Source organism: Niabella drilacis (genome assembly GCF_900101395.1).
GTDB classification, from domain to species: domain Bacteria; phylum Bacteroidota; class Bacteroidia; order Chitinophagales; family Chitinophagaceae; genus Niabella; species Niabella drilacis.
Genome location: NZ_FMZO01000003.1, coordinates 1 through 19,663, shown reverse-complemented (window position 1 = coordinate 19,663; position 19,663 = coordinate 1). Strand labels below are relative to the sequence as shown.

The 19,663-nt window shown below is 44.4% G+C and carries 16 protein-coding genes and 1 tRNA gene; 5 read left to right on the top strand and 12 right to left on the bottom strand.

Annotated features, from left to right (window positions below; all coding sequences use genetic code 11):
* Positions 1 to 8: 8 nt before the first annotated feature.
* The 12 genes from BLS44_RS06270 to BLS44_RS06215 all read right to left on the bottom strand — a co-directional run bounded on the left by BLS44_RS06270 (position 9) and on the right by BLS44_RS06215 (position 13,323).
* On the bottom strand, positions 9 to 3,164 hold the full coding sequence (locus tag BLS44_RS06270) for a SusC/RagA family TonB-linked outer membrane protein (RefSeq protein ID WP_090389214.1): 3,156 nt from the start codon (positions 3,162 to 3,164) through the stop codon (positions 9 to 11).
* A gap of 180 nt (positions 3,165 to 3,344) precedes the next feature.
* Entirely contained in the window at positions 3,345 to 4,238 is an 894-nt protein-coding gene (locus BLS44_RS06265; RefSeq protein WP_090389213.1) for an AraC family transcriptional regulator, read from the bottom strand.
* Between the two features lie 459 nt (positions 4,239 to 4,697).
* On the bottom strand, positions 4,698 to 5,069 hold the full coding sequence (locus BLS44_RS06260; RefSeq protein WP_090389212.1) for a transposase: 372 nt from the start codon (positions 5,067 to 5,069) through the stop codon (positions 4,698 to 4,700).
* Between the two features lie 422 nt (positions 5,070 to 5,491).
* Positions 5,492 to 7,267 carry a hypothetical protein gene (locus BLS44_RS06255; RefSeq protein WP_090389211.1) on the bottom strand — a complete coding sequence of 592 codons (1,776 nt, stop codon included), beginning with the start codon at positions 7,265 to 7,267 and terminating at the stop codon, positions 5,492 to 5,494.
* Between the two features lie 667 nt (positions 7,268 to 7,934).
* A complete protein-coding gene (locus BLS44_RS06250) occupies positions 7,935 to 8,366 on the bottom strand; it encodes a hypothetical protein (protein ID WP_090389210.1) in 432 nt (143 codons plus the stop codon).
* Between the two features lie 194 nt (positions 8,367 to 8,560).
* Positions 8,561 to 9,253: a hypothetical protein gene (locus tag BLS44_RS06245; RefSeq protein WP_090389209.1), complete on the bottom strand. Its 693-nt coding sequence runs from the start codon at positions 9,251 to 9,253 to the stop codon at positions 8,561 to 8,563.
* An 11-nt stretch (positions 9,254 to 9,264) separates the two neighbouring features.
* Entirely contained in the window at positions 9,265 to 9,795 is a 531-nt protein-coding gene (locus BLS44_RS06240; protein WP_090389208.1) for a DinB family protein, read from the bottom strand.
* 29 nt (positions 9,796 to 9,824) lie between these two features.
* On the bottom strand, positions 9,825 to 10,529 hold the full coding sequence (locus tag BLS44_RS06235; protein ID WP_090389207.1) for a hypothetical protein: 705 nt from the start codon (positions 10,527 to 10,529) through the stop codon (positions 9,825 to 9,827).
* A gap of 31 nt (positions 10,530 to 10,560) precedes the next feature.
* On the bottom strand, positions 10,561 to 11,211 hold the full coding sequence (locus BLS44_RS06230; RefSeq protein WP_143019677.1) for an NADPH-dependent F420 reductase: 651 nt from the start codon (positions 11,209 to 11,211) through the stop codon (positions 10,561 to 10,563).
* Positions 11,212 to 11,314: 103 nt separating this feature from the next.
* Entirely contained in the window at positions 11,315 to 11,923 is a 609-nt protein-coding gene (locus BLS44_RS06225; RefSeq protein WP_176954333.1) for a Crp/Fnr family transcriptional regulator, read from the bottom strand.
* A 267-nt stretch (positions 11,924 to 12,190) separates the two neighbouring features.
* Positions 12,191 to 12,262 (bottom strand) — tRNA-Arg (locus BLS44_RS06220).
* A gap of 347 nt (positions 12,263 to 12,609) precedes the next feature.
* The gene (locus BLS44_RS06215; RefSeq protein ID WP_090389206.1) at positions 12,610 to 13,323 is read right to left on the bottom strand and encodes a ferredoxin--NADP reductase; all 714 of its coding nucleotides are present in this window, start codon (positions 13,321 to 13,323) and stop codon (positions 12,610 to 12,612) included.
* Between the two features lie 189 nt (positions 13,324 to 13,512).
* On the opposite strand from BLS44_RS06215, the gene mfd reads away from it, so the two are divergent.
* The 5 genes from mfd (at position 13,513) to BLS44_RS06190 (ending at position 19,642) form a co-directional block, all read left to right on the top strand.
* Positions 13,513 to 16,902 carry a transcription-repair coupling factor gene (mfd, locus tag BLS44_RS06210; RefSeq protein ID WP_090389205.1) on the top strand — a complete coding sequence of 1,130 codons (3,390 nt, stop codon included), beginning with the start codon at positions 13,513 to 13,515 and terminating at the stop codon, positions 16,900 to 16,902.
* 180 nt (positions 16,903 to 17,082) lie between these two features.
* Positions 17,083 to 17,937, top strand: a complete 855-nt coding sequence (locus tag BLS44_RS06205) for a tyrosine-type recombinase/integrase (RefSeq protein ID WP_090389204.1) — start codon at positions 17,083 to 17,085, stop codon at positions 17,935 to 17,937.
* Between the two features lie 152 nt (positions 17,938 to 18,089).
* Positions 18,090 to 18,407 (top strand): hypothetical protein, encoded by a 318-nt coding sequence (locus BLS44_RS06200; protein ID WP_090389203.1) that lies wholly within the window; start codon positions 18,090 to 18,092, stop codon positions 18,405 to 18,407.
* A gap of 37 nt (positions 18,408 to 18,444) precedes the next feature.
* The gene (locus BLS44_RS26470; protein ID WP_090389202.1) at positions 18,445 to 18,684 is read left to right on the top strand and encodes a hypothetical protein; all 240 of its coding nucleotides are present in this window, start codon (positions 18,445 to 18,447) and stop codon (positions 18,682 to 18,684) included.
* A complete protein-coding gene (locus BLS44_RS06190) occupies positions 18,638 to 19,642 on the top strand; it encodes a hypothetical protein (RefSeq protein WP_143019675.1) in 1,005 nt (334 codons plus the stop codon). Before BLS44_RS26470 ends, BLS44_RS06190 begins: the two co-directional genes overlap by 47 nt.
* The last annotated feature ends 21 nt before the right edge of the window (positions 19,643 to 19,663 follow it).

Below are 19,663 nucleotides of genomic sequence, written 5' to 3'. Positions count from 1 at the left end.
TTGATGTTTTAAAATTTGATGTCCAGACCAAAGGAGATAACACTATTGAAAGGATAAGTTTGCTCATCGGAGCGCTCCCATGTTTCCTCCGGATCAAACGACCGGTTCCATGTATCCTTCGAAAAAGTGATCAGATCCTGTCCGCTGACATATACGCGAACATTTTGCATTTTGGCTTTGCGCACCCAGGTTTGAGGCAGATTATATGCCAATGTGAGCACTTTCAGCTTCAGGTAGGCAAGATTGTTCATGCGCATAGATGAATACCGCCAGTTCCAGTTGCGTATTCCATCGTAACCAACAGCCCCGGGTATAATGCGCGGATACTTTGCTGTGGGATTCTCCGGTGTCCAGTTTTTACCGTAAAAATATTCCAGGGGTTGCATCCAAACCGAGGTAAAGGGATAACTGAATTCGCCGGTCCTGATCCCTTCCCGTTTTCCGATCCCCTGTAAAAATATATTTAAATCAAAGCCTTTATAGGATACATTGATATTCGATGAATATACGTATCTCGGAAGTAAATTACCCAGGTATACCATATCCCCACCGGTTCCCTTTGCAGGGTCTCCAAAAGCAGTGATCTTGCCATCACCGTCAACATCCCTGAACATAACATCTCCTACGCCCAGGTCCGCAGGTACATTGCCCAGTTGTCTATAAGCGGCCAGCTGTTCTGCATTTTGAATGAGCCCATCAAACTGGTAACCGAAATAAGAATCCAGCGAATAACCTTTCCTTGCATGCACCAGCCCTTCACCATAAGCATCGTTCCCCTTTAACTCAACCAGTTTATTTTTACTATCGCTGAGCATCGCGGAGATACTGTACCTGAAATCGCCGATCCTGTCATTCCAGCCTATTAAAAAATCCCAGCCTTTCGTTTCAAGCTTACCAATATTCTGGGTTGGGGCAGCACCGCCCAAAGTAGCCGGCAACTGATCATTCACCAGCATATTCCGGTTGTTTTTGATATAATAATCAAAGCTACCGGTTAACCTGGAATCCAGAACGGCTATATCAATGCCCGCATTCCGTGCCTCAATGGTTTCCCAGGTACGGTTCTCCGATGCAATACTGGACACCGCGCCCGGCAATCCAACATTCGGACTTCCCATAGGATAAGCACCGGAAATAGCAATGAGGGAAATATAGTCATAGTCGCCAAAGCTCAGCTCCTGGTTGCCGGATTTCCCCCATGACAAACGTGCCTTAAGATTATTAAACAGATCCAGGGACCGGATAAACTGCTCTTCAGATAAATTCCAGGCTACGGCAACCGAAGGGAACAAAGCGCTCCAGCGTTTATTTTGAGCAAACTTAGAGCTTCCATCCATCCTTGTTGTAAAATCCACCAGGTATTTTCTGTCGAAAGAATAACTCAACCGGCCAAAATAAGACTGTAGCGCCCAATCGGATGCATTACCGGTAAAATTGGCGTATTGTGTTTTTGTACGGTCCGCAAGGTTTAGTGTAAAGATCTCATTACTGGCAAAATTATACCCGGTTATCGATTGGCCCTGGTAATCGTTCCTTTCACGGGAAGCCCCGGCCATAACATTCAACCGGTGTTTATCCAGCAGCGTTTTATTATAATCCAGGTAGGCGGTATAATTCTGATACAGGCTTTTTGAATTCGAAAAAACAGCGCTATTGGGAACGTTAGCAATATCGAAATTACTGCCATCCCAATTATGCTGCGCAAAGGTTGGGTTTGTGCGTTTACCATCATCAAAATCCATACGAACTCCTACCTGCCCTACCAGTTTCAGATCCTTCCATACCTGCAGGTTCCCCTTTATATTGGTAGATAGCCGGTAAGCATTGGTCTTATTGACTCCGGCCTCCTGAAGATACTGGATGGGATTTCTAAAGCCTCCCTGATATTTATAAAGCTGCCCCTGCGGATTGTATATGGGCACATAGCTCCCCATCTGGTTTACAAAATACAATACGCTGCCAACGGCGGTAGGCTCAATGGTGGGCTGGTTCTCAAAACTGGTGCGCGTTTCAACATTCAGCCGGTCTGAAAACCGAAAGTCATAATTCATCCGCAGGTTATAACGGTCCGAATAGTTTTTTCCGTACCGGAATACGCCTTCGTTCCGTTCATACCCCGCTGAAAAAAGATACGCGTTGTGATCCCCGCCGCCGGATATGCTGAGGTTATGCATTTGCTGCACACCGGTTCCGAAAACATCATCGATCCAGTCGTGCGACTGGTAGAACCCCGGAAAATTCTCCAGGTATTTCAGCCACCCGGTAGGGTCAGGTTCAGCATTGGCCCTGATCTTTGCAAAAACCTCTTCAGAAACGCCGGGCTGATTCACATTCCGCATTCCCTCATCATACATTTCAGCAAGCTGTAAGGTATTGGTCCGCCTTTTCAGGAACCGGGGCTTTTTGATACCATAGTTACCGGAATATAAAATGGCCGGTGCGCCCTTTCGTCCCTTTTTTGTGGTAACGATCACCACTCCGTCGGCCGCCCGCGCACCATAGATGGAGGCTGCGGCATCCTTGAGCACCGTAAGCTCCGCTATATCATTGGGATTGATCAGGCTCAGGTCGCCCGGGATCCCGTCGATCAATACAAGCACTTTACTACCGCTCACCGAAGAAGCGCCGCGTATCTGCAGGGAGTAGTTTTCATTGCCCGGGCGCCCGCTTCCCCGGGTAACCGTTACTCCCGGCAATGCTCCCTGTAATGCATTCATCGCATTGGTAAGCGGCCGTGTTTCGAATGCCTTATTATCCACTTTTGCAACCGAACCTGTTAGCTCTCCTTTTAGTTTGGTACCATACCCGATTACTACTACCTCATTTAACTTTGTTTCCCGGGGAAGTAACTTTACTACCAGGTTCGAATTCGAGCCCACGCTCATTTCTTCTTTCTGATAACCTACAAATTCAAAAACAAGCACATCACCTACAGAAACGGCCAGCGTAAAATTTCCGCGGGCGTCCGAGAGGGTTCCAATGGCAGGCTTGTTCTTTACAGATACAGAAACCTGTTCTAAGGGGTTGTTATCCGCATCAGTTATATTTCCGGTAATCTTCTTTTGCTGGGCAACCAACAGGTTGCTGAACAAAAGAAATGAAAGGAACAACGGTAAGAACCGAAAGGAGCAAGTCTTTTTTCTTGTACGATTTTGATCATTCATGACAGCAATGTTTTAGGAATCAATTTTTAAAATTGGACTTCAAATTTAGATTCATGCTCCTATTTTATTAATGGATGAATCGGCGTATTTAATGGATTATTTTGCGGCTCAAAAAGAACATCACCTACAGTTCACAAATACCGGCGTACCGGTTACTGCAATGAAATATTGGTGTACCTTTCAGGAGCGCACCCGTTTTATTCTGTATTCACTTGGCGCTACTCCCATTACTTTTGTAAACATCCTTGAAAAATAATATTGATCTTCGATGCCCACCTCCTGTGAGATTTCTTTAATTCGCAGATCAGTAAAAAGCAGGTACTGGCAAGCCTTCTGAACCTTCAGATGATTGAAGTATTCCATGGGAGAAAGACCGGTCTTCCTCTTAAATAAATGAGAAAAATGAGAAGGGGATAGGTTTACCTGCCGGGCAATATCTTCCAGAGACAATATACTATTGGTATGCCTGCTCAAAAAATCCACAGAAAGATCGATGGCATCCTTATGCTCTAATTTACCGCTGCTGTCATATTTATCATTAAAGAGAAACGTTGAAAAAAAATAAGACAGACACATATTGGCGCATAACAAATTGTCATTGGAATAGCCCTTCTCCAATTGTGCATACATCTCATTAAACAGTCCGATGCTTTTTTCTTTGAACCGGATAAATCCCTTTAACCCGCCTTTTTTTTCGATACTGGATGTGATCTTATCGGAAGCCGTTCCTTTGAAGTGGACCCAATAAATACTCCAGGGATCTTTTTCATCAGCAACATATGAATGAGGAGCCCCAACGGGGATAACGATAAAATCATCAGCAACCATTTTATATTCTTTATGTCCCAAAAACACAGCGCCCCTTCCCTCATGACAATAGATCAATATATATTGCTCTGCTCCGGATGCCCGCTCCATATAATGAAACCGCGCCTTGGGGTAATAACCGATATCCGTTATATATAAGGTGTTGATGATCTCGTTTTTTATACACTTGCTGGCAATGACCTGTTTGGGAATCACTATGGCCTTTTGTCCCTGAAAACCCTCTTTCTTTTTTATAATGCGTTCCATATTTAAGAATGAATAGTATAAAGAAGTAAGTGCAACGTTGGAACGATAAACTTATCTGCTCACAGACATAATAACCAGAAATGGCCCTTACAAAAACCTTACATTTCCAATAGACAGCATTAAATGAATGAAAACCAATCCTTTACAAAAGTCAACCAAATTATTCTCAAAACAGTATTTCCAGTGATGTATCATCTGCGCTTATCATACATTGCGGTCCGCGCCCCTTCTGCATCGTGCCCGGCGTAAAATCCGCTCCCGGATATGACGACCCGGGCCGGAAGCAATTCCCGGTCGTCCCCGAACGGAAACGATATTTCCCCGCATTGATGCCGCCGTTTTCCGCTCCTGCTGATGTTGGTTCTTCCCCCAAATTTGGTACTACGTGAGCGCTAACATGAATCTGCGTTCCGGCAATCCTAAAGAACTGCGACCATACATTTGACGTTTAAATGTTTTTTATTTATTAACGTTCGCTTCTGCAGGACCATTACTCCGGCCCCGATCAAAAGCATTTTTTACAGCCTTCAAACCCATAAGCAGGCCGCTTACAAATCCAGCTATTTCGGCTACCTCAGATTTATCTGTCGCGTTGTTCCATTCTGTTAAATGCGTACTGCTATGTTCTTTCAGCATCATATGCCTAAATGCTGACACCAACTTGTATGCTTCGATTATAGGTTTTGATTTTTTGCATAGTTCAGCGATAACGGCTTTTTGTTCTTTGAAGCATAAAACCGATGTTTTAGATGGTTTCCCGAAAATATCATTGGATGGCAAAGGAACCAGGTTGCACATTTGGGATTTTGCCCTAATACCAAAGCGTTTCATATTTTCCGAAAGCGTGCTGTTAGCGTAACAGTAGCCAAGTGAAACCTTTACGGGCAGGACCTGGTAGTACTAATGGTTGTTATCAATGGTCACGCGAATATGGGTCGGGAGGGCTCTTTCTTATTTTTCTTGTTCCAATAGCTGATTAGTATAACGATAGATACAGCCACGATGTCCTTTTGCTGGTTATTAATAACTGGCCGGAGACCAGCCTTACCGGACAGGGAGCATCAAAACCCATGCAAAGTTCAAATAAATTAATGCCAATAGGCGGATTTCGGCGAAACTGGCAAGGGGCGACAAAACGCTGAAGCCCTCTAATATAGAGGGTTTCAGCATTTGTTGATGTCTTTTTGGTTCGCTTTTGGCGCTCCCTGCCGGGGAGAAATTTGTGCTGCGGATGGGCCAGTTGAGCAATGCGTTTAAACATTTGTTTTTAGCGTGTCCTTTAAGCCTGAGGAAGGCCGTTCATTTACCTTTTCCTTTTTCTGTTTACCCTTATTCTGAGCTCCGGTTCCCGGTGTTTGTATGATAAATTGATAGCTACCAGCTTCTAAAACTTCGAACTGCAGGGTTCCGTTTTCACTAACGGTTAAACCGGTGAAATTACCACCAGGATTTTTCCCTCCCTTTACCACAATCCCCCCGATTGGAGTACCCGGGGCAGCCATTGCATTTTGATCTGAAACCTCATTTTTACGGCCGCCGGTATAGGTTCTTCCTTTTCTTTTACCCTTATTGGCCGGGCCTTTTACACCTGGCTCGCTGATACTTTTTCCCGGGGCATCCGGAACAGAGAGTTGCAAAATATATTCGCCGGGTTCTGTTATCGCAAATGTCACTGCTCCATTTTCATCCGAAACGGCAATCATATCCTGGAGGCCGGGATTTTTTCCTCCCTTTACTACAATCCCCCCGATTGGAGTACCCGGGGTAGCCATTGCATTTTGACCTGAAGCCTCATTTTTACGGCCACCGGTATAGGTTCTTCCCACACCCGCTGCAGCATGGGCTTTTTTGCAGGTAGCCTGGTGATCCAGCATTTTATCATCTGTTTCAAATACCTCGCCGCAGTAATCACATTTATACCCCGTATTTGTTATTGCCCGGTTTTCTGTATCCGTTTTCTCACCAAAGGTCATTCCCTGAGTTTGCCTCGCAGTAGTGGGTGTCATCGATAACCGGCCGGGCATCTTATTCGTTGAGTCTGTCTGGTTCATTCTCCCTGCTGCATAGGAAGATGAAACCGCACCTCCCGGCTTTGCCATCCCACCAATGCCGCTCCTGGATCCTTGCGCCAAAGCTCCGGCTCCTGGCTGTAAACCTGCATTTACTTTTTCGCCAAAGTCGGATCCCTGCGTTTGCCTTGCACCATTATCGCCAGTCTTGATTACCTTACCCTTTAACCGCCTTGTTTTGCCACCAACAGCCCAGCTTACACCGGCCCCAAACATCAGGGTTTGATAATGCGCTTCTGCCGGCCGGCTGATCAGCCTTCCTGCACTCAGCTGTGAAGGTTCATAGGTATGCTTATCATTAAAGCCTCCCTGGGGCTCTAATATCCGCAGCCCGGAGCGGATCTTTCCCCCTGTGTTTAAACCGGCAGCGACATACACACGAAACCTTTCTGTGAAAGGATAGCTGATCTTCAGTTCCGGGATCAGGCCCCACCCTGTTTCTCTTTCCTCTGGCCTGTCGGAAAGGGTTATGCTTTGTGTAGTACCATCTGCCTTAACGATACTGGCATATTGCGCAAAGCCTCCTTCTTTAAAACTGGTATAGCCGCCATTAAAGGAGGGGGATAGTATAAACGAGCCCGCTTTGAAATGAGCCTGCAGCCCTAATACACCGGTGAACCCGTTACCCGAAGCTCCCTTTTTTTGAGTAGTGGTAATACCCAGGTTACCATTATAGAGCTTATAAGTAGCTGCCAGGTTCTTATCATCAGGTGCCAGGGCCTGGCTGGTATAATAAGTGCCCCCGGTTAAAAGCCCCAGTTCAAACCGTCCATTTCCCTTACTCAAAAAAGGGATAAATACGTTTCCCTGTACCAGGTAGCCATTTCCAAGGTAGTTTTTATCCTTCATAGAGGTTGAGGTCCTATGGCCCCCTCCGCCAATTGAAACAAGAACCGGTTGTTGAGCGTCGGCAATTATAACCGTTACACCCAGGAACAGCGAAAGCAGTATTGTTTTCATAACATTTTGATTTTGTATTGTTTTCTACAATCTTTAGTTGTAGATCAAAGAAACCTGCAGTTTGTTACCCTATATTATCAGAAGATTTATTTACATCCCCCGGTCATCTGTGCCGGTGTGCCCCGGGGAATAAGAGCGATATTTATCTGACGGCGGAGTCCGGTAATACAGCAAAGGGTCCGCCTCCCGGGTTGGTATGAACTATGGCTGGATAATGCACTTGCTGAAGCCAAGGAAAAATATAAAAAGTGAACAGAAAAGACAACATCAACCGCTGAGCAGCCCACCAAAAGCCGCGGTGGAAGTTTTGGTTGGTGAAACCAGGCGTTTTTTTACTACTCGTAAGTTGCGCATAGCAAGCGGGAATTACCGTCCTTAAAAAGATTCAAAATCTTAGTATTTTATGGAATTCCGGCGATCTGCCCGATAAACGTATACTTTATAAAACCCTCCTTCCTGAGGGCGTTTTTGATGTTCCGGAAAAACAGGAATCGCTAACTAAGAAAACCAGCGGATGAAGTCTTTGTGAATTGCCGGACTGTCAAAGTCGCAACACCCAAAATGGAATATTGGGCAAATAAAGGGTCATTGGGTCATTGTAAAGTGTAAAAGTTCGTCAGTCCGTACATAAGCGGCAAACGGCATGTGGTGTAACGATTACACCGCCTCAATCTTTTTCGGGCAAAAGTGGATTGTTACCTGTGCCAACCCAAAAGTCATTTGCTGTGGATAACATATCCTGTACAAATACTTTCCAGACGGCCACTTCATTTTTTAATCCATACTTGATATACGGCAATGTCAGATCTTTTCTTAAAACTAATTCAGAAATAAAGTCACATGCGCCTTCTCTGATTGAAGAAGTCAATACATTAATATTTCTAAAGTCGGGTTTACTCTGTTGTGTATGCACGTATTCATGAACAACAATTCCTGCCAGTCCAGCACTATCCCTACCAGAAAAGGACATCACGACTTCTGATCCAATAATTGAAAGATTATCTCTAACCGTCCCTCCTTGCTGACGAAAACCTATAATAAAATATGTGGCTGCTCTTTTGAAATCAGGATATAGCTCTCTGAGACCATTGATACTCATCTGCAGATTATCAATCAGCGTTTTAACGACGAGGGTTTTGGGTCTGATGCTGCCCCAAAAATCCCGATCGCTATTTATTAAATCTACCTTTATTTTTTTCTGTGCAAATGCATTTACTGATGCCGCCAGTAAAACAAGGGTAAAGAGAATTGCTTTTTTTATGAGCCTTTTTATAACGTTGTTTATAAGCCACCCTACTGTTTTGTAATTTTTAAATCCTTAAAATACCCCTCTGTGCCTATATCCACCCATAGCGCCACTGAGCCGCTTTTATTCCCTCCTTTCATTTCATCAACAATAAACGAGGGGTTCTTTTGTCCATTGATATACAGATACGTCTTGCGGTCGTTGATTTCTAAACGCAACGTAATCCATTCATCTAACCCTATATCGGCGTAAGTCTCAAACATTTCGGGAAATTCTTTCCGTAGTCTGTCGAACTTATAATCGGGATAGGAAAAGTACTGCACTGTATGGTTTCGGCGGAATTGATTATTAGCCCGGCCATTCGTGGGGCGAATGTATATAGATTGAAAACTGGTGTTGCTATCATTAGCCCTGAAAGCAATTCCTATAAATCCACGGGCAAAATCAGGAGCGCTTTTAAGCAATCGACTTAATACCTTGACCTCAATAATTCCATTTTCCAGATTAACACCTTTTAGCCTGGCATAGGTGGGCTCGTCTACGGTTGAGGCCATCTTGTTTTTGTCAAAAGGAAACGCCTCTAAATCTCTTTCAACCTTCAGCACTTCCTGTCCTTTCAGCTTTACAACTGATGCCTTTACCTTATTTAGTTCAAACTCTTGTTTTTTAAAGGTGACGTTTTGCCCAAATAGCGTAAAGGCAAAAAGGATGAATAGCGCGGTTACCGTATATTTTTTCATTTTCAGCGTATTTAAAATAATTTTTCCTGAGGAGGCTTTACACCTGCCAATCGAAGATATACTGTAGTTTGTCCCCGGTGATGGGTCTGGTGTTCAAAAGCCTTTTCAAAAACCTGAGTCCTTGCCATGTCAAACTTTCCGAAAAGCTGAATTTTTTCATTCAATTGTTCAGGGCTTATTTTCTTCAGCCCACCAATTACAAAATCGTATCCCGCTATAACAATTTTTGTAATATTTTCTTTTGACTTATCCGTAGTCTTTTCCAGTTCGCCCATGCCGTAAGGGCTTTTGTTTCCAGCAGCGGCAGCGGCAAAAGCATAGTTAGTTGCGGACAAGTGCAGCATTTGCTCCGCAAAAGTGCGCATTTCAGGAGTTGGCTTATACCTATACTTTTCTGCAGGCATCGCATCCAGATATTCTTTGGTATAGGCTTTTGCCCTTTCCCATTCTTTAACCAGATCATTTACTGACGACTGTGCGAAGGAAGAACTGCTCAATAACAGCATTGAATAAATGGCAATCAAAATTTTACATCTTTTCATATTTTTTGATTTTGTGTTTAGTGACTATTTTAATGTTTTGTGATTTTCAGGTCTTTAAAGTAACCGATAGTTCCAATATCGACCCATAAAGCAACTGAACCCCTTTTTATGTGCCCAAGCATTTTATCGACTACAAAGGTTGAGTACTTTGCATTGTTGATATACATATAAGCTTTTTCGCCCTGTACTTCTATCCGCATGGTGATCCACTCATTGATGCTAACAGGCGCGGTGGTTTCGTATTTTCCATCTGCCTGTTTTCGTAATTTATCAAACTTATAATCGGGATAGGAATAATACTGTACCGTTTTGTTTCGAAAGAGCTGATTATCCGACCTACCTACTTTGGGTCTTAGGTAAATAGATTCGTAGGCTGTGTTGTCTTCATTCACTCTAAAAGCCATCCCTATAAAACCTTGCGATTGTGCAAATAGTGATGGATTTTGAATTTGGCTGTAAAATTTCACCTCAATCGTTCCATTTTCAAGGTCCAGGTCTTTTAGTTTGACAAAGGTTGGTTCATCAACAGTAGATTCCAAATTGGCGGTATCAAACGGGAGTTTTTGCAAATCCCGTTCTACTTTTAAAACCTTTTCGCCTTTAAATGTTTCAACAGAAGCGGTAACATTTGCTAACTCAAATTTCTTTCCCTCAAATTCAATAATCTGTGCCTTGGAAGAAGTGATAGAAACCATTGCTGCAAAAACAGATAAAGCCGTTTTTCTCCATTTCATATTATCCCTGGATTTTAGGTTAAAGAACCTGTTAAATTTTCCCTTTTGCTTCTGCGGCTGTAACGGTTTTACCTAATGCCCCAAATTCGTGCAGGTCGCCAAATACTTCTAACCTTATGGATTGGTCTAGTCCGCCAACTCTTACCGGTTCAAAACCGTTGTCACGGATTAATTGTTCAACGTCTGCGTTAATGCTTGTATCATCTGTTGCATAAAACAACACTGCCTGTTCAGGCTTTTGAAAGGCTGCGCCTGCAAGAGAGTCGGCTCCCAATGTTCCTAACGCTTTTGCCAGTTCTGCACCATTTGGAAGTGCCGTGACATTGAGTTGACCGGCCGATTCATTGTTGCCGATGACTTTTTTGAACCCGCCACTTTCATCAGGAGCAATGGGATTAGAGGGGTCAATGATTAATTTGCCTTGCAAACTGGTTTCATACTGTTTCAGAAAACCGCTTATTTCACCAAATGGTATGGCTAAGATGATAATATCTGCCGCTTTGACCGCGTCCGGGATATTGCTGGGCTTTGCTGCTGCCCCCCAGCTCTCGGCTAATGCATTCACTTTCTTAATGTTTCTACCCCCTACGATAAAATGCCTGCCCGATTTAGCGAGATTACCAGCCACAACCTGTCCGATATTGCCAAGACCTATAACAGCAACTGTTTGATTTTCTTCCATACTATTTCTCTTTTTTGTTCTTTGAATAATTTAGTAATGCAAATATCCATCTGGATAGCCGCTGCTTCCAATGAATAATATCAAGAATTAGTATTGATCTAGTTTAAGGATTTTGCTTGCTAAGCTTGCTGCGCAAACGGCTTAAGAATTCCGGCGTAATTCCAAGAAATGAGGCAATTTGAAGCTGCGGAAGCCGGTTGATTAGGTGAGGATATGTCTCAATAAATGCCAGATAGCGTTCTTCGGCAGTGGAGCTGATGTTCTGCAACAGGCGTTTTTGTAGCGCCACGTAACTATTTTCAATCAAAACCCGGAAAATGCGGTTGAACTTGGGGGCTTGCATATAGAGTGTCGTAAGGTTGTCATAGCTGATCTGTAGTACCATGGTATCTTCCATGGCTTCGATGTTCAACTCGGAAGGTTTTTTGCTATAAAAACTACCCAAATCAATCATCCACCAATTTTCAGTAGCAAAATAAATAACATGGGTATTCCCTTTCTCATCAATCTTATACATACGCAGACATCCGCTAACGATAAAATTAAATTGGGCACAGGTGTCGCCCTCCTGAAGTATATATTGCCGTTTACGGTACAGGCGTGGAACAAAATAGGTGAATACCGAATCTTGTTCCTTATCATTTAAAGGAATAAGATTATTGAAATAATTTATTAACGGCCTTATAGAAGATTTTATTGGTCCTTCCTTCATCTTTTAGTTAACCCTAATTTGTTCTGTCTACAAACTTACATAAAAACCTTAACCGTCAAATGAGACCTCCGTGCTGGAAACATTTCAAAGTATTTAATGAGGCAAAGACAAGAATATTTGATGGTCAGCGGACCATGATTAAGTAGTTTTGGAGTTGGTATTTAAATATCTGCAATATTTTACAGGAATATTTAAACAAAAAACGACATCTCTCTAGGGAATTGCCGTTTTACTTTCTGTGAGATTTCCCCATGTGGGGAAAATTTGTAGCCCGGACAAGAATCGAACTTGTATCTAGAGTTTAGGAAACTCCTATTCTATCCATTGAACTACCGGGCCATTGCCGAACCGGGGACCGGTCCTGCTAAAATGGGTGGCAAATATAATAAATTCGGGCTAACAACAGCAAAGAGAACATTTTCCGGGCAGGGCAAACGCCTCTAATTTCAGCATTGTTCAGCTCCGGAGGAGCAGCGTGTTTATAGTAATCTGCTGTTTTATCAACCCGGCTCCTGTAGGAGCCGCGTGTTTGTTGGGCCCGAAATTTTACCCGGCTCCTGTAGGAGCCGGGGTTTCCCCTTTAATATCTTACTATAAACACGCGGCACTTATAGTGCCTGAAAATGCTCCAGGTGTGCTCTTTTCACCCAATTTAGATGCGTTTGCCCTGATTTTCCGGGTTTGGATTACCCATACAGCTCAAAATGCACTGCCTTTTTATCAAACCCCAGTTCCGTGATCCGCCGGCGGGCCTCATCGATCATATTCTTCCAGCCACAAAGAAAAAAGTTCGCATCCGCTTTCCCGGCAGAATGCGCTTCATAAATAGCATGTACATACCCTGTTTTCCCCTCCCATTCCTCCCGCGACAAGGTGGGTATGTAATGAAAATCCTCCAGCTCCAGGCCCTTCATCTCTTCATAATACAACAGGTCCTGCTGTGTACGGCAGCCATAAATAAGATAAATATCCTTGTGCGGCACTTTTTCTCTTGCCAGCGTATGCAGCATGCTTCTGAAAGGTGCGATCCCTGTGCCCGTACATACCAGGAACAATTCCTGTTGTAACTGCTCTTCTTTTAATGTGAACACGCCCAAAGGCCCACGAAACGTGACCTTGCTACCCACTTCCCAGTTTTGAAACATATACGGGGTACCCAGGCCGTCCTCCACCAGCACGATCAGCAGCTCATATACCCGGGTTCCGTCTGGTGCACTGGCAATGGAATAGCTTCGCCAGCGTTTATTTGGTTTTTCGTGGATGGGGAGGTCCAGCGTTACAAACTGGCCGGCCGTAAAATCAAAATGATCCGTTTCATCCACCTGTATAAAATACCGCCTGGTATTATAGGTCTCATCAATAATGTTGATAATCGTTCCTGTAAGCCAAGTGAGGGACATAACGTTTTTCTTTGTAAGATAAATTAATTTTCACTAAAACCCCAGCTAACAAAGTATGAATTGCCGCCATGGCAGCTGCACTTTATCATACCAGGAGCAACTGGTTTACAATTACTTGATGTTAAAAAGTAGTTTTAGCCGCTATTCACATTGGGATTTTTTTCAAACTCATTGTATCTTTGCGCCCCGATGCAAACGGAAGTGTTGAAGAATTTTTATGGTGCAGATCCCCGCTGTTTACAAATAGCGGGCGAGCTTTCATTGCTGCAACCCACACAACTGGCACTTTCCGGCATACAGGGCAGTGCTTCCCAGTTTATTGTGGGTGCCTGTATGGCACAAACACCGGCATTGAATCATCTCATTATTCTCAATGAGCCGGAGGACGCCGCCTATTTCCAGAACAGCCTGGAAAATATTACCGGGGCCCTGGATATTTTTTATTTTCCCTCTTCCTTTAAAACCACGAAGAATTACCGGCTGCTGAACGCATCGCACGTAATGCTCCGCACAGAGGCGCTTACCAAACTGGCCGGTGGTGGAAATAAGAAAGTGCTGGTCACCTACGCTGATGCTATCTTCGAAAAAGTAGTCGTGTCGTCTACGCTGGCAGAGAACATCATTCACCTGAAGACCGCAGATCCGCTCAATATTGAGGAACTATTGTTGAAGCTGGACCGGTACGGTTTTGAACGCAGTGATTTTGTATATGAGCCGGGGCAGTTTGCCCTGCGGGGCGGTATCCTGGATATCTACTCCTTTGGTAACGACAAACCTTACCGGATCGAACTCTTTGGAAATGATATCGACTCTATCCGGATCATCGACCCGGAAACACAGCTGAGCGAACGGAAACTGCTGCAGGTATCCATCATTCCCAATGTAGATACACAGTTTGCAAAGGAAGCGCATGTATCCCTCTTTGAGTTCCTGCCCCAAAACACGGCCATATGGGTACAGGATGTAGCACTCTGCAGGGAGCGCTTAAAGGATCACTCGGAAGAACTGGCGTATTTCCTGGCACAGCAGCAACCGGATGCATCATCCGGCAACAGGGACGAGGATAAATTAATAAAGAAGGATATCAGCGGCGAAGACTTTATTACACCCGCAGATTTTGAGACCGCACTGGAACACAGACCGGTAGTGCACCTGGAACATATGCCGGCATCCGTCTCCAGGGAATTTGAATTCCACACCCGGGAGCAGCCCGCCTTTAACCGGCAGTTTGAGCTGCTGATCAAAGACCTGAAGGCGCACGAAGCAAAGGGCTTTGCCCTTTATATTTTTTCGGAGAACCCCAAGCAGTTACAACGCCTGCAATCCATCTTTGACGACCAGGATGCAAACCTGGTGTTCAATCCGGTTTCGGCCGCCATTCACCTGGGCTTTACGGACGAAGACCTTAAGATCCTCTGCTATACCGACCATGAAATTTTTCAGCGGTATCACAAATACCGGGTTAAGCAGGCCTATAATAAAAATAAGGCCATCACCCTGCGTACCTTAAGAGAGCTGCAGCCGGGCGACTTTGTAACACATATCGACCATGGTGTAGGCGTGTACAGCGGTCTGCAAAAGATGGACGTTAATGGTAAAACACAGGAAGCGGTCCGCATTATTTACAAAGACAAAGATGTCCTGTATGTAAATATCAATTCGCTGCACAAAATTTCCAAATACACCGGAAAGGACGGCAGTGTGCCCAAGGTAAACAAACTGGGCAGTGATGCCTGGACCCGGTTAAAGGAAAAGACGAAAGCGAAGGTTAAAGAGATCGCTTTTGACCTCATCAAACTATATGCACAGCGCAAGGCCCAGAAAGGGTTTGCCCATACACCGGATAACTACCTGCAAACCGAGCTGGAGGCTTCTTTTATTTACGAGGACACGCCGGATCAGAGCAAGGCGTCTGCCGATGTAAAGAAAGACATGGAATCCGAATCCCCCATGGACCGGCTGGTATGTGGCGATGTGGGGTTTGGGAAGACCGAGATCGCCATCCGCGCGGCCTTTAAAACCTGCGTAGACGGCAAACAGGCAGCCGTATTGGTACCCACCACCATCCTGGCCTTCCAGCATTATAAAACGTTCAGCGACCGTTTAAAAGAGTTCCCGGTAACGGTCGATTACCTGAACCGCTTTAAATCGGCCAAAGAAAAAAAGGAAACCCTCAAAAAACTGGAGGAAGGCAAGATCGACATCCTGGTGGGCACCCACGGGTTGCTGGGCAAGGAAGTAAAATTTAAAGACCTGGGCATACTGGTGATCGATGAAGAGCAAAAATTCGGGGTAGCCCATAAAGAAAAGATAAAAGTATTGCGTAATACGGTGGATTGTTTAACCCTCACCGCAACACCCATCCCCCGGACCCTGCAGTTCTCACTGATGGGTGCCAGGGACCTGAGCATCATCAATACCCCTCCCCCCAACCGCCAACCCATACAAACAGAGGTGCAGGTATACAATGAGGATGCTATCCGCGACGCCATTTATTTTGAGACAGAGCGGGGCGGCCAGGTCTTCTTTATTCACAACCGGGTGGCCGGGCTCAGTGAAATGGCCGCAATGATCCAGGGACTTTGCCCGGATCTTTCCATCAGTTACGCCCATGGCCAGATGGAAGGCTCCAAACTGGAAGAAAAGATACTGGACTTTATCGATCACCGCTATGATGTGCTGGTTTGTACCAATATTGTGGAGAGCGGGGTCGATATTCCCAATGTAAATACCATTATCATCAATAATGCCCATCATTTTGGACTTAGCGACCTGCACCAGTTGCGGGGCCGTGTAGGCAGAAGCAATAAAAAGGCATTCTGCTATTTGCTGGCACCGCCTATGAGCACCCTGCCCGCCGACTCGCGCAAACGGCTGCAAACCCTGGAGCAGCATAGTGAACTGGGCAGCGGTTTCCAGATCGCCATGCGCGACCTTGATATCCGCGGAGCGGGCAACCTGCTGGGTGGTGAACAAAGCGGGTTTATGGCCGAGATCGGCTTTGAAACCTACCAGAAGATCCTGGACGAGGCCATCCGCGAATTAAAACGCACGCAGTTCAAAGAGCTGTTTAAGGAGGAAATCAGCAAACAGGACGATTTTGTAAGCGATTGTACCATTGATACCGACCTGGAAATTCTCATACCGGATGATTACGTAGAAAGTATTACAGAACGTCTTTCGTTGTACCAGCGCCTGGACAACAGCGAATCGGAAGCAGAGCTGGCCGAAATGTATACGGAGTTACAGGACCGGTTTGGTCCGGTACCCGAGCCGGTTAATGATCTTTTTGAAACCGTTAAGTGCCGGAAACTGGCCGTGGAACTGGGTTTTGAAAAAATGACCCTGAAAAATGAAACCCTGCGCTGTCATTTTATCAACCGGCCGGATTCTCCTTATTTTGAAGCAGATGTTTTCCAGAAGATCATTCAATATGTGCAAACGGGTACCAATAAAGCCCGCTTAAAACAAACCGGGCGGCTGTTCTTACTGGTGGCCGAACCCATTCCTTCCATGAAAGAGCTTTATGATTTTTTGAAAGGCATGCATGCGTTTGTGACAGTAGGCGCTACAACATAAAATAACGCCAGCTCGACAAAAAAAAGAAATGGAACCACATAGGAACATAGGCTAGCTCTTCATTTTTAAAAGCATTATAGATACACAAAATCTTGAAGCTTCGCTTCTACCGAAGAACCCGTCCATTCAGGCAACACCATACCCCTTACTCATAATAAAATACAACCGGCAAACGCACACGTGCTGCCCTCGCTGCTACAGTATTTAAAATTGAAGGCTTACAGCCCCTCCACCAATAAAACCTACACCAATGAAGTAGCACAACTATTACAATCGCTCAATAACACGCCGGCCGATGATTTAACAACCGATCAAATAAAGCAGTACCTGCTGCATTGTTACGAAGACCTGAAACTCACGGAAAACACCCTGCACAGCCGCATCAATGCCCTGAAGTTTTATTATGAGCAGGTATTGAAAAAAGAAAAAAATTTCTGGGACATACCCCGGCCCAAAAAGCCATTGCAATTACCAAAGCTTTTAAACGAACAGGAATTAGGTAAACTGTTTAACTCCTTAACCAATAAGAAGCATAAAGCCATGCTGTTTGCTGCTTACAGTGCCGGCCTGCGGGTAAGCGAGCTAGCGGCGCTGAAAATTACAGATATCGACAGTGGCCGGATGCAACTATTTATACAACGGGCCAAAGGCAAAAAAGACCGGTACGTGAATCTAAGCCCGGTACGGCTGGATATTTTAAGAAGTTATATAAAGAATACAGGCCCGGGGCCAAAGGAATATTTATTTGAATCGGAGCAAACCGGCACGGCCTATCCTACGCGTACCATTCAGCAAATATCCAGCAATGCCAAACAAAAAGCCGGCATACGTAAGGAGGTAGGCATACATAGTTTACGCCACAGTTTTGCTACGCACCTTTTGGACAAAGGAGTAGATATCCGGTATATAAAAGATCTGTTAGGGCATTTTAATATAAAAACCACCGAGCGTTACCTGCATGTAAGCAAGCGCCAATTAATGAACATTGTAAGCCCATTGGACGATCTGTGGAAGAAAGAAAATATAGATTGGTAAGAACGGATTGTCCTAACAACAATCTAAAAATATATAACGCTAAAGTATTGGTTTGCAGCCAAATATTTTTTTGACGGGCAGCGCATAATAGCATAAATTAGCGTGTTAGCGGTAATGCTTGACCGACCGCAATCTGACTACAATAACACAAAATGAAAACAGAAATTTTAGAGAAAATAAGACAGCTCGGAGGAAATATTGACAACGTTAAAGGAAATTCTTTAGCCGAAGACATTCTTTCTATAACTTTTGACACTGTTCTTTATCAAAGACCAGAAGACACGCCTTGGCAAACAGCCGAACAAGCAGAACCAATTTATGGAATTGGGGCGTTTATCAATGAAAACGAAGAACTATTTAACAGAGACAAACAAGCACTTTATGACAAAATAATAGAAAAATATTTTTGTTTGACAAAGGAAGGCTACGGAGGGTGTATGACAAATCTACCGAATCCGGGAAAGAGTTGATAATTTAGGGGTATTGAATAATTTAACTCCTATAGCTATGTCCAAAGAATCTAAAGAAGAATTAAAATCAGCGATCTTAAAATCCCTGGAAACAGAAATTGACACCTGGTTGGAACAAGAAGGTCAAATCACCGATGGATACGATTACGAGACAAAATTTTTAGAGGTAGTCCGTCGGATGAATCGGATTTTGTTGGAGAAGTCGATGGGTAAACTTCCGGGAAGTCACAATGAAAAAAAAACTTCAAACCACTTTAGGGAAGATAGAAGTAGCTAAAACGCATCCATTATGCCAGGGGACGATGCATTTTGGGGTGAGTGCAAAATTGCAGGAGTTGGTTTGCTTATTGTCCCAACAATGTGTTTTTCAGGAAGTTGAGGATTTATTATCGGCACTGTTGGGCTTAAAATTTAGCGCTAAACAGGCCCAGCGTATAAGTGAACACTATGGAGCCCGGCTCGAAGACATTGAGCAGGATTGTTCAGAAAAGCAGGTATTAAAGTTTAAATCTGCTCAGGAGCCGGTATATGTAATGTTTGATGGGAGTATGATTCAGACCCGTCAGAACGATTGGATGGAGATAAAGGTGGGACGGGCATTTACACAGAGCGCCTGTATCAGCATACAACGGGATCGCAATGCTATTATCCATTCTGATTATTTGTGTCATTTGGGCAGCAGCAAAAGTTTTCTACAAAAATGGGAACGACATATTGAGCCTTATGAGAAAAAGATTTTCATAGCTGATGGTGCGAAGTGGATCTGGAATTATGTGGAAGATGCCTACAGCCAAAGTGTTCAGATACTGGATTTCTTTCACGCGATAGAGAAACTGGCCAACTATGCCTTGCTTCGTTATCAGGATGACGAATACCGCAAGCAGTGGCTTGATGTACAAAAGCTGCGGTTGTTGAATAATGAGGTAGCTGATATCATCAAAGAGCTGAAAAAGCTGAATGTTCATGCCCCCCAGACCCGGCAGGCTTTAGATGACGTACTCCGCTACTATAAAAGTAATGAGGCGCGCATGCAGTACAAAACCTATTTGGATCAAGGATACCTAATTGGATCCGGGGCGATGGAAGCAGCACATAGAAACGTCGTGCAGCAAAGACTAAAGCTTTCCGGACAACGGTGGTCCGTCTCCGGCGCACAGCAAATCGCCAATCTCAGAGCCTATAAAAAAAGTGAGCGATGGAATATCCTGGTCGAGTTGGTCAAAAATGCAGCATAGGGAGATTTGTCATACACCCGC

Excerpts from the sequence above, each read along its gene's own strand:
- BLS44_RS06270 (WP_090389214.1), bottom strand. The coding sequence starts at position 3,164 with ATGAATGATCAAAATCGTACAAGAAAAAAGACTTGCTCCTTTCGGTTC.
- BLS44_RS06265 (WP_090389213.1), bottom strand. The coding sequence starts at position 4,238 with ATGGAACGCATTATAAAAAAGAAAGAGGGTTTTCAGGGACAAAAGGCC.
- BLS44_RS06260 (WP_090389212.1), bottom strand. The coding sequence starts at position 5,069 with ATGAAACGCTTTGGTATTAGGGCAAAATCCCAAATGTGCAACCTGGTT.
- BLS44_RS06255 (WP_090389211.1), bottom strand. The coding sequence starts at position 7,267 with ATGAAAACAATACTGCTTTCGCTGTTCCTGGGTGTAACGGTTATAATT.
- BLS44_RS06250 (WP_090389210.1), bottom strand. The coding sequence starts at position 8,366 with ATGAGTATCAATGGTCTCAGAGAGCTATATCCTGATTTCAAAAGAGCA.
- BLS44_RS06245 (WP_090389209.1), bottom strand. The coding sequence starts at position 9,253 with ATGAAAAAATATACGGTAACCGCGCTATTCATCCTTTTTGCCTTTACG.
- BLS44_RS06240 (WP_090389208.1), bottom strand. The coding sequence starts at position 9,795 with ATGAAAAGATGTAAAATTTTGATTGCCATTTATTCAATGCTGTTATTG.
- BLS44_RS06235 (WP_090389207.1), bottom strand. The coding sequence starts at position 10,529 with ATGAAATGGAGAAAAACGGCTTTATCTGTTTTTGCAGCAATGGTTTCT.
- BLS44_RS06230 (WP_143019677.1), bottom strand. The coding sequence starts at position 11,211 with ATGGAAGAAAATCAAACAGTTGCTGTTATAGGTCTTGGCAATATCGGA.
- BLS44_RS06225 (WP_176954333.1), bottom strand. The coding sequence starts at position 11,923 with ATGAAGGAAGGACCAATAAAATCTTCTATAAGGCCGTTAATAAATTAT.
- BLS44_RS06215 (WP_090389206.1), bottom strand. The coding sequence starts at position 13,323 with ATGTCCCTCACTTGGCTTACAGGAACGATTATCAACATTATTGATGAG.
- mfd (WP_090389205.1), top strand. The coding sequence starts at position 13,513 with ATGCAAACGGAAGTGTTGAAGAATTTTTATGGTGCAGATCCCCGCTGT.
- BLS44_RS06200 (WP_090389203.1), top strand. The coding sequence starts at position 18,090 with ATGAAAACAGAAATTTTAGAGAAAATAAGACAGCTCGGAGGAAATATT.
- BLS44_RS26470 (WP_090389202.1), top strand. The coding sequence starts at position 18,445 with ATGTCCAAAGAATCTAAAGAAGAATTAAAATCAGCGATCTTAAAATCC.
- BLS44_RS06190 (WP_143019675.1), top strand. The coding sequence starts at position 18,638 with ATGAAAAAAAAACTTCAAACCACTTTAGGGAAGATAGAAGTAGCTAAA.